The following is a 628-nucleotide window of genomic DNA, read 5'->3' on the forward strand; positions in this document are numbered from 1 at the left end:
GCGTGCAGCCTGGGAATTCGTCAAGTTCGTGAATGGGGAGGAAATGGCCCAATCTCGTTCAAGAACAATAAACGGCTCACTCCCGTCACGTACTGGCTATGCAAAGGAGATCGACGGCAAGAGCATGGAGGCATTCTATCTGCTGAAGGTCAAGCAGGGGAACACGGTATGGATGAATGAGCATGTTCCAGATATCTTCTTCCGATTGTTCGATAAGCCGCTGCAGGAAGAGATGCAAGCCGTTATTGATAATAAGAAATCAGTGGACGAAGCGTTAGCCGAGCTGGAGATCAAGGGGCAAGAGGTACTCCTAAAAGCGCGCGAAGCAGCGGAGAAGAAGCCTTAAAAAGGCTTCACAAGCTATCTATGCTTACATTTCACAATAGAAGAAGCAAAGGGTTCGCTACTACGTACAGGTTTAATCAAAAAAAGGAGCTAGAAAAATATGCATCATAGATGGAAAGTTGCAATTCTGCTGTTGACGATCGTCTCCTTAATGAGCGGTTGCATGGGCAAGAAGGAAGTGCTGGAGCCATTGCAGCCTAGCAAAATCAAGGTACTTTATCAGGATGAGGATGCCTTCTACCGAGATTACGGTAAGTATTTTCATATGAAATATCCGCAAATT

Annotated in this window: 2 pseudogenes; both read left to right on the forward strand. The window is 45.7% G+C overall.

Annotation, left to right across the window (positions count from 1 at the left end):
- Positions 1-346: pseudogene (locus tag BBG47_RS30285) on the forward strand (sugar ABC transporter substrate-binding protein); the annotation flags it as partial.
- A gap of 99 nt (positions 347-445) precedes the next feature.
- A pseudogene (locus BBG47_RS28340) lies at positions 446-628 on the forward strand (sugar ABC transporter substrate-binding protein); the annotation flags it as partial.

It is taken from the genome of Paenibacillus sp. KS1, assembly GCF_001680695.1.
GTDB classification, from domain to species: Bacteria; Bacillota; Bacilli; order Paenibacillales; family Paenibacillaceae; genus Paenibacillus_B; species Paenibacillus_B suaedae.